9 protein-coding genes and 1 pseudogene are annotated in these 9,424 nt (G+C 32.9%); 1 reads left to right on the top strand and 9 read right to left on the bottom strand.

The genetic code is table 11. The features are described from left to right. Positions 1–73: 73 nt before the first annotated feature. From HRG09_RS26855 to HRG09_RS29860, 8 genes are all read right to left on the bottom strand, one after another. Positions 74–1,231, bottom strand: a complete 1,158-nt coding sequence (locus HRG09_RS26855) for a clostripain-related cysteine peptidase (protein WP_309232389.1) — start codon at positions 1,229–1,231, stop codon at positions 74–76. Between the two features lie 43 nt (positions 1,232–1,274). After that, positions 1,275–1,730: a GNAT family N-acetyltransferase gene (locus HRG09_RS26850; RefSeq protein WP_174103876.1), complete on the bottom strand. Its 456-nt coding sequence runs from the start codon at positions 1,728–1,730 to the stop codon at positions 1,275–1,277. A 15-nt stretch (positions 1,731–1,745) separates the two neighbouring features. Then, complete coding sequence (locus HRG09_RS26845; RefSeq protein WP_174103875.1) at positions 1,746–3,551, bottom strand: ABC transporter ATP-binding protein; 1,806 nt, start codon at positions 3,549–3,551, stop codon at positions 1,746–1,748. After that, positions 3,545–5,413, bottom strand: a complete 1,869-nt coding sequence (locus tag HRG09_RS26840) for an ABC transporter ATP-binding protein (RefSeq protein ID WP_174103874.1) — start codon at positions 5,411–5,413, stop codon at positions 3,545–3,547. The genes HRG09_RS26845 and HRG09_RS26840 overlap by 7 nt, the downstream gene beginning before the upstream one ends. Before the next feature lie 28 nt (positions 5,414–5,441). Next, positions 5,442–7,454 (bottom strand): asparagine synthase-related protein, encoded by a 2,013-nt coding sequence (locus HRG09_RS26835; protein ID WP_174103873.1) that lies wholly within the window; start codon positions 7,452–7,454, stop codon positions 5,442–5,444. Next, complete coding sequence (locus HRG09_RS26830; RefSeq protein WP_217448183.1) at positions 7,451–7,924, bottom strand: lasso peptide biosynthesis B2 protein; 474 nt, start codon at positions 7,922–7,924, stop codon at positions 7,451–7,453. The genes HRG09_RS26835 and HRG09_RS26830 overlap by 4 nt, the downstream gene beginning before the upstream one ends. Continuing rightward, the gene (locus tag HRG09_RS26825; protein WP_174103871.1) at positions 7,908–8,186 is read right to left on the bottom strand and encodes a PqqD family peptide modification chaperone; all 279 of its coding nucleotides are present in this window, start codon (positions 8,184–8,186) and stop codon (positions 7,908–7,910) included. Before HRG09_RS26825 ends, HRG09_RS26830 begins: the two co-directional genes overlap by 17 nt. A gap of 95 nt (positions 8,187–8,281) precedes the next feature. Then, on the bottom strand, positions 8,282–8,398 hold the full coding sequence (locus HRG09_RS29860; RefSeq protein WP_483862120.1) for a lariocidin family lasso peptide: 117 nt from the start codon (positions 8,396–8,398) through the stop codon (positions 8,282–8,284). Positions 8,399–8,559: 161 nt separating this feature from the next. Here HRG09_RS29860 and HRG09_RS26820 point away from each other — a divergent pair, with 161 nt between their 5' ends. Continuing rightward, on the top strand, positions 8,560–9,177 hold the full coding sequence (locus HRG09_RS26820) for a response regulator transcription factor (RefSeq protein WP_174103870.1): 618 nt from the start codon (positions 8,560–8,562) through the stop codon (positions 9,175–9,177). A gap of 92 nt (positions 9,178–9,269) precedes the next feature. Here the strand turns inward: HRG09_RS26820 and HRG09_RS26815 are convergent. Then, a pseudogene (locus tag HRG09_RS26815) lies at positions 9,270–9,424 on the bottom strand (IS6 family transposase); the annotation flags it as partial.

The following is a 9,424-nucleotide window of genomic DNA, read 5'->3' as shown; positions in this document are numbered from 1 at the left end:
TTATTTCGTATCTTATCTAGAGTAATAAGTACCCAGGATTATAAACTAGTAATTATACTCTAAGCATGACAAGTTACTTTGAATATCTCTCTATAAAGTCCTTATAGTATTTACTAAATTCTAGATTTCTATATATGCTGGCCTTTTCGTTAAACCTAGATTCCTTATCTCTACCCGGAAAATAAATAGAGATGCCCTTTCCTATAGGATGTTCAGGGGTTTTCATATTATAGACCACAGCGTTTTCTACTGCTTTTTTAATATCTCTTGCTTCTTTGCGAGCACCTATGTGTTTACCAATTTTCTGTGATAAGTCCACTAAATCCACCATATCAGACTCATCCGCATAATCCTCTGCATTTAATCTCGCATAGTGTAGAAATGGTTTAGAATAAGTATATTCCAGGGCATGATTCATCTTAACACTGAATTCATTTAAAGATTTCACAACTTTATCTACCCCATTTAGTTTTATAAGAGATTGCTGTAAGTCCTCAGTTTCTCCATTCTTTTTAGACTGTGCAAGATAGCCTTTGGCAATTTCTTTTCCTAAAGTCCTAGGCTTTATAGAAGGATTATCATGCACAGCCTTGAGCATCACCTCATAATCCCAGCCATTCCTATTTGTATAATCCACAGATGCTAACATATACTTGCCATATTTCCGAAGTGCATAGGCAGTTTCCAAATTAGCCATTTTACAATTATCAAATCCTATTAAATCAAATTTCTTTTGAGTACCTTTCATTCCCTGTTGTACTCCTGATTCTAACTCATCTACTTTCATTTTCTTGTTTCCGTAGTTTTCATCCCCTCCATAACCATCAACAGCACCTAATCCATGTCCCCAAAATAATAGTACATACCGTTTCGCAGGATACTCTTTCATTCCCCATTTGATAAAATCAGCTAATGAAGCAGGATTATCCATATTTTTCATTCCAATATTCTTAATAAGTTTTAAATTATTCTTTTCAACTTTCCATCGCTGGTTAGTATCATTACTAATATTAGGATTAGTCCATTTCTTAGCTCCACCTGTTTGAAGAATTACATTTATATTAGAAGAGGAGTCAATATTTACCATTTCTTGTATATCATCACTAGCCATATGGAAGTCACTTTCCATGTCTGAACCAATCATATATATAAGAAAAGTATAATCAGCTTCTTCGTTATTAATATTTGCAGCTACCTGATACGAAGGGTGTAAAAATTCAAATAATAACACGAAGAACAGAAACATCTTAATCTGTTTTATAATCATCCTTCCCTTAATCCACATCAGGGATATATATAAGAGAATAGTAGCCATCCTCATCTGGCTTAATATCCTCATATGAATAGCCATTAGATTCAAAACATTTTAAGCAAGCTATATTATCCATCTCAATTCCTGCGAACCATTTCTTAAGATCCTTCATTTCTCCCAATAACATTGTCTTTCTTATAATTTCTTTTCCTAATCCCTTTCCTCGTAAGGATGGGTCAATTAGTAGAGCAATGCTTCCCGTTCCTTCTTCTATTTCCACCATACTTATTCCTATTATCTTTCCTTCTTGCTCAGCAACCCATATGTTATAACTTTTATTATCCTTGGCAAAACTATACCATTCCTGTAAAGGCAGCATACCACCAAGCCTCTTATGAACCTCTGAATCCTCAAACCAAGATACCATTATATTCATATCATCGTCTTGAAAAGTACGCATTCTATTTATCCTATCCATTTTTATCTCCTCTCTTCACAGATATTTTCGGGCCTGTAGTTCATATAATTCTGCATATTTTCCTTTCTTAGCTATTAACTCATCGTGAGTGCCTGTTTCCAGCACTTGGCCTTGCTCAAGAAAAATAACATTGTCTGCAAAACGAGCCGTACTTAATCTATGTGATACAATTATTACTGTTTTCCCTTCCTTAAGTTTATTTAATTTATCAAATATTTCTTCTTCTATAAAGGCATCTAATGCTGAAGACGGCTCATCGAATACTAAGAGACTCGCAGTCTTGTTACGCATAAAGGCACGAGATATGGCTATCCTTTGCCATTCCCCTCCAGATAGATTTCTACCACCAAATAGCCTACCTAATTCTGTATCATATCCTTTATCTAGCTTACTTAGGAAATGGTCTACACCTCCTAGTTGAGATGCCTTCTCTATTAAATCTAAATTATTATTAAAAGATATATTTCCTATACTAATGTTATCCCTAAGGGTCATTTCATACCGTAAAAAATCTTGAAAGACGGCAGTTGTATTTGTTCGAAAAGAATTAGTTTTATAATCCTTTAGTGGCAAGCCATTATAGTATATCTCTCCTTGATTTAAATCAAAATATCGGAGGAGTAATTTTAGAAGAGTAGTCTTACCAGACCCATTTTCCCCTACTAGTACTGTAGTTTTATGTAAGGGTATACTTAGGTTATGGATATTAATAATCTCCTTAGAACCATTATAAGTAAAAGATACATTCTCAAGCCTATATCCGTCCCTCTTTTCGTTTGAGAGTGTATGCGCACCATCTTGCATATCTACAGCACTGTTAAGAAAAGTGAATATATTATTTAAGTGTCTAGTTTCCCTAGCACCAATTGCAAATGCTGCAAACATTTCATTTACTCCCTCATTAAATTGAACCACGGCCCCTATGAACAGTAGTAAATCCCCAACAGTTACTTCCCCTTTAATTGCTTGTTTTACAATGTAGATAACAATGATTCCTACAGTTATAGATTGTAAAACAGACCAAAAAAGTTGGTATAAGGCTAACCTTTTCTGATCCTTAGAAATAGTATGGAGTAATTGAGTAGAGGTACTTCGATAAAGGGATTTAAATAGAGGTACCAGACTATACACTTTCACTTCATTAGCAGTAGAAGGAGAAAGTGGCACTCCAGAATAATACTCAGCTCTTCTTCTAAGTTCTTGGACTTCTGGACGACCTTCAAAAGTAGCGTTATTTAACTTAGCCTCCCAAAACATTTTTGGTAAAGCTAATAATAGAAATATGATGGGTATCCAAAAAGCAAATTTTCCTATTAGAAAACTGCTGGCTATTATCATTACAAGACCACTGAAAGTTTGAGATATTATATTTATCCACATTGTTACAAAGTATTCGTTATATTTAATAATTTGAGAATTAGTATGAAAGGAGGACTGTTCAAATATTGAAATACCTAACATTGCATTAACTTTCTTAATTAGTAATTCATCGATATGAGCTTCTAATTTAGCAGTTAGTAGACGCTTCTGCATCTCAGATATAGGCTGCAAAGCATCTACTACTAGAGTTAATCCAATATATATTAAAGATATCCAAACTACACTATTCCAAGAAGAAAAATCAAAAGGTGATTCAGTAATTCCATCTATTACTTTAGCACTCAACCATACAAGAAGAGGTCCTAATAGTGCATTTATAAGGGTTATAAAAAGTAATATTACACTCTTTGAAGAATCACATTTCCAAAATAGTTTTAGACTATATAATATTAGAGAAAGATATTTAGGAACTTTTTTTAAGAATATATAAAACTTTAGCAAAGACTTTCATCCTTCCCCTGAAAAGACTTAGCTTGTAATCTAAACATCTTTGCGTATTCACCATTTATATTTACTAACTCATCATGATTCCCTTCCTCTACAATGCTTCCGTCTTTTAGTACTATTATACGATCTGCCATTCTAACAGTACTAAAACGGTGGGAAATCATTATTACTGTCTTTCCTTGTGTAAAATTGTGAAATTGCTGGAAAATTTCATATTCTGCTCTTATATCTAAGGAAGCAGTTGGTTCATCTAATACTATTAAGCCAGCATCTTTCATAAATGCTCTAGCTAATGCAATTCGTTGCCACTGTCCCCCGGAAAAATCAACTCCTCCCCACTCAGGACCAATCAAAGTTTCTAGGCCCTTTGGTAAATCTTTTATAATTCTGTCTAATTTAGTAGCCTGTATAGCATTGTGGAGTTGTTCCTCTTTGTGTGAAGATTTAATATCACCTATGACTATATTTTCCTTTAATGAAAGTTCATATCGTCCAAATTCCTGAAATACAACTGCAATTTTTTCTCTTATCTGTTCAACATTAAGGTCTTTTATAGATGTCCCATTAATATTAATTTGTCCACGATTAAAATCGTAAAAACGACATAGTAATTTTATAAGCGTAGTTTTGCCTGAACCATTAGCTCCTACAATTGCAACCCTTTCCCCAGCCCTAATAGAGAGATTGATATTTTTTAAAACATATTTAGAATTTCCCCCTTGGTTATCAGGGCTTGCCTCTTCTTTATAGGGATAACGAAAGCTAACATTTTTTAATTCAATATCCAATGCATTTTGTTCCCTAATATCCTTAGGTCTTGAAGAGGGAGTAATATCTTTTTCAGAGTTCATGAATATAGAGAAATCCTTTCCCATTCTCAATATATCTACTGTATCAGCGCCTTCCTTTGCTATATCTCTAAGTGAAATAGACAACTGTAAAACTGCACCTATGTACAAAGAGATATCACCTACTGAGAGACTTGTAGAGTTAGATTGGGATAAAATCCAAAAATATCCTCCCCCCATTGCAGCTCCTGATACTAATCCAAATATAATTGACCACTGAGAGCTCTTGACCTGAATCTTTTTTAACATAGTATACAAAGTTTTAAAATTTGATTTATATATACTGAGAAAATATTCCCCTAAACCAAACAAACGGATCTCCTTTGCAGGCTGTCTATTAAGTAATAAATCCCGTGTGTAAGATATCCTTCTTCTTATAGGAGCATATTCTTTATGGTATTCCCATTCCATTTCATTATAATGGTTATGTACAAAAGCAAATGGTGCTGTTGACATAAGGAGTATAAGAGCTAATATAGGGGAAAGGTAAGCAATCATGGACACAACACCTATTAGAGAAATAATAGCTGTTAGCAGGCTTGTACTAATATTAATAAACTGGGAAGGTAACCAAGTCGAACGGTCACGTAATGTTTCCAATCTGTCTCTATATTTAGGTTCTTCAAAAAAACGCATCCCTGGAATACGTTCAAAAGCATCAAGTAAAAAACTATTTACAGTTATCATTGATTTCTCTGAAAGTAAAGTTTTCACCCATGTTTCTATAGGCTTTATGATACCAACCATGACTAGACTACTTGCATAAATCATTGCCCATAACTCTGTATGCGTTATAGAGCTCTGATTAAGGATTCCATCCATAATCTTTTTAGAAGCATATAATTGCAATAATGGAACTACTGCTTCTATAATAATGAAAAGGAAAATAAAAATCATTAATATGGGACCTGATCTCCATACCATAGTACCGAGTAATTTCACTATGTGCAGTAACTCTTTTATATGTAACAAGTTCTCTTTTACTCTTAATAACAGATTCCTCTTCATTTTCTTCACCTTTTACATAGAGTTAATTCTACTTATATGAGTAATAACTGTAATTACCCTTCTTATTTATATTGACTTTTTCTATATCAGCCATTAATCGAGGCTTCCTTGGGCGACTACGTTCAAGGAGATGGTCTTTACCTTGACTTGCCTCTCTTAGCCAGATTTCTAAGTCAATAACAGATCTCATATATTGATAACCCATTCCTAAGTCATTATTTGGGTCTTCAGAACGTATAGCCATTGCAAGTAGATGTTTCCACCACATATCCGTGTTGATAATTCCCATTTCAGCAACTAAAATACGCTCTCCAGGAAGGAATAATTGTAAAATATGTTTTCTGTCATTAAGAAAACTTTTCCTTGCCATATGAGCATAAGTAGTTTTTGTCGATCTATTATAAATATAAGAAGGTAGAATATCAGTAAAGGACTTACGCAATAGCATTTTAGACCCTGCATAGTTTTCCATCTGTCCTTTTAGAATGTCAAAATGTTGTTCTGGGGAAACGGAAAAAGAGAATTCTATTAAACGTCTATCTAGAAAAGGATGATATGCAGGTAAAGATACTCCTATTGAATCCATATATCTTGCCCTTGGCCAGAGAAAATCAAAGTGATATCTTTTTCCCCAAGACAATAACTTTTTGCTCTGTTGATATCTCTGATAATCTTCCTTATTAATTTTTTCCTCCCTTTCCTTATGTTTATTAGTGAAATATTCTGGCAATTCATACTCTGTATCTGACCACAGAAGTTTATAATATAGTTTTTCCCCTATATACGGAAGGAAGGGAGCGAAACCATACTGTAATGCTAACTTACACATCTTCAGAGTATTATTACCTGCCCACTTTTTTAGAATGTCATAGGATTCATTAAATCGTCCTTGTCGAATTAATGAATCAATTACTGCTTCCCCTCCACTAAAGAGAAAGTCACCACCTTCGCCGGTTAATACAGACGAGGCCCCGTATTCTCTAGCAAGTACAGTAAAAGTTTCATTTACTAATGCATTAGCTCGGGGATCAGGTCCATCAATAAACCAAAGGGGATCGCGACCAATTTCAGCATTAGGGATTCTAGCAGTTTTATCTCCCAAGATAATTAACCCAGGAATATTTAAATCTTTTATCATATTTTTAACAAGATCCCTATCGTGACTTAGAAACATGTCTGGATCTGAGAAAGAAATATTTACAGCCAATATTTTTTCTGTATTTTCTGTTGCAATAGCTGCTGCCATTACTGTAGCAGAATCCAGCCCTCCACTTAGCTCTACAATATGTTTTTTATCTTTCAAACGATCTTTTGTTACTTCTTGAAATAATTCTCGAAATAGAGGAGTAGCATTTTTGGTTATATTTTTGTTATCAAGAAGATTAGATATTCCCCAATATTTACGAGTCTGTATGGAATTAAACTTAAAATAAGCAAGGGATGCAGCCGGTAGTTTCTTAATCCCTTTAAAAAAAGTACGATCTTCAAATCCATTTTCTCCCACAGCAAATCCAGAAGTGGGAAACATTTTACATACTTCTTCATCTACTTGAAAAGGAATATCTGGGACTAGTAAAAGTATACGAATATCATTGGATATAAACCATTCTCCCTTTGAACTTAACCAATAATAGATGGGACGTGTTGCATATATATCTGTTACTGCTGTTAAACTTTGAATATTTTCATCCCACCAAAGTATTGTAAATTCCCCATTAGATGAAGATAATGTTTTAGTATTACTGCTATTTAATTTTTGATATAAATCTTGATAATCATCGAAAAAAAAATCCACACCATTTGATTTGGCTGTTAACTCTCCATTTATCCACCCATCCATTATAATAGGGGCAGACATACTAACTTTATGTAGTCGATCTATATACCTATTCTCATCATAATCTATAATCGTCTCAGCCATGAACATTGTTGAATTGTTTATAATTTTAAAATCCGTAGTACTTCCCCACTTACTTATGGAACTTAACCATTTATCCCATATATAACTACTTTTACCTTGCATTCCGAACCAAATTTTCATATTAGGGATAGTACCCACCTTTCAGCATAGGTATGCATACTATATTTTTGTAAGACTTGTAAATCTTTATTCTTATTGTTAGGATCTATGGATTCTCCATTTTCTAATTCAACCCATGCATGGGAAAATAATTTATTATCAATTTTCTTAACACCAATTAATAGATTGGCATCCAATCCATTACTAAATAGAATGGATTGAATAGTCACAGCGATTGAAACACATGAAGTAATAAGATGATCATTTTCATCTAAATCGTAGAGGATTTTACCATGATTTCGCAATTCATTTGTCTCTATATCTTTAATCTTTCTAGCACTGGCACTTGTATATAAGGGGTACATATGGATTGCTATTTTTTCATACGCTTCTTCAAAATCATATTCTAACAACATCATCCTTACAAAAGCATGAGTTGTAGTAAAATACCCTTGATTCTTTAGATAGGATTTACTATTCACAAATATCATCCTCGATATTTAATAACTCATTCTCTATAAGATTTTCAATCATCTCATTTAATATTAAAGACAATTCTGATTCATCTTGATCAAACTTAGATTTCCACTTTAATACTATATCTTTAGTATCCTTTTTATCTTCTTCTATTTCCATCCAAAGCTCCTTTAGAGCTCCTTCTAGACCAAAATATTGTCCACTTCCTTTATGTAAGACAATACACTCATTCTCTAAATTCGTAGTGGATGTATTCTTATTACGAGTAATAATCAATACTAACCCTCCGTTAACTTGTTTATATTAGGATGATAAAGGAGAAGAGAGCCTTACGGCTCCCCTTCATACACTTTGTAATATCATAATTTTAATTATCCTCTTTTAACCCCACGGCCAAATTTGCCATCACCTGGTTTACTCTTTTTAGAAAGAGTAACAGTCAAAAATGCACCATAGTTTTTAACTTGAGCTTTTTGTAACTTACGCATGCTAACACCCCCCGGTAAATGTTATTTATTACACTTTTATTATAAAATAGGATAATATTATAAGAAACGTAAAAAAATACTAAAAAATAACAAAATACACCAAATAAATTATATGGTTGTCGTATTCATGTATGAAAAACTTTTAGGAGGAATATATTAATATGATTCGTATTTTATTAGTAGGTGATCATAGGATTCTAACATCTGCTATAACTCAAATTCTAAAAAGGTATAATATGGAAATTTCGGTATGCTATAGTGGTGAACAAGCATTAAAAATATTAAATACGTCTAAAGATAAGATAGATGTATTTTTATATGATTTTCATATACCTAGAATAAATGGATTAGAATTATCTATTAAAACATTAAATATAAAACCCCAATCAAAAATTATGATTATGTTCAATGATGAAGAGATTTATCCTTACTTTAATAGCCTTGTGAAAGCTGGAGTTAGAGGATTTATTAATAAAAATTATACGGATAGTATGATTGTAGCCAGTATATTATTATGTTTAAAAGGAACGGTGGTGTTTCCAGAAAAATTGTTAGACAATATAGAGTTTAAGGAAATTGATACAGAGAGTCTTCTAACAAATATAGAGTTAGACATTATGAAGCAGGTTTCAGCTGGAAAGACTAATAAGGAAATTGCAGAAAATCTCCAAATGTCAAGCCGAAACATTGAATATCACCTCAGTAAAATTTTCAAAAAATTGAAAGTTAACTCACGTTATAATGCAGCTTTAAAATGTAAGGGCCTTAAACTGATATAATAAGTGTGATTTTATTAACTTTAAATATTGATTAGGGTTCTGTTGCAAAGTTTGAAAAAAACATAAACAGGTTGGTAAATGAGGAACAATGTTTAAGAAGTAGCTAGTAATTGTTGAAGTTCATTGTATGTTGAAAAGGCGGGGTCTCTTTGAAGACTTCGCCTTTGTTTATATAGGGCATGAATAGTCTCGATACCTTTTATCGTACGTGAAGCATAACGAAGATTTTGAAATCCTGCGGATTTGA

Origin of the sequence: Bacillus sp. Xin1 (genome assembly GCF_013314535.1) — a bacterium.
GTDB lineage: Bacteria > Bacillota > Bacilli > Bacillales > Bacillaceae_G > Bacillus_A.
Note: the sequence above shows the minus strand (reverse complement) of the source record. Positions and strands in the feature narration are given on the sequence as shown.

Bases quoted from the DNA above. Each gene is read 5' to 3' on its own strand.
- HRG09_RS26830 (WP_217448183.1), bottom strand. From the start codon at position 7,924: ATGATATTTGTGAATAGTAAATCCTATCTAAAGAATCAAGGGTATTTT.
- HRG09_RS26835 (WP_174103873.1), bottom strand. From the start codon at position 7,454: ATGAAAATTTGGTTCGGAATGCAAGGTAAAAGTAGTTATATATGGGAT.
- HRG09_RS26840 (WP_174103874.1), bottom strand. From the start codon at position 5,413: ATGAAGAGGAATCTGTTATTAAGAGTAAAAGAGAACTTGTTACATATA.
- HRG09_RS29860 (WP_483862120.1), bottom strand. From the start codon at position 8,398: ATGCGTAAGTTACAAAAAGCTCAAGTTAAAAACTATGGTGCATTTTTG.
- HRG09_RS26850 (WP_174103876.1), bottom strand. From the start codon at position 1,730: ATGGATAGGATAAATAGAATGCGTACTTTTCAAGACGATGATATGAAT.
- HRG09_RS26820 (WP_174103870.1), top strand. From the start codon at position 8,560: ATGATTCGTATTTTATTAGTAGGTGATCATAGGATTCTAACATCTGCT.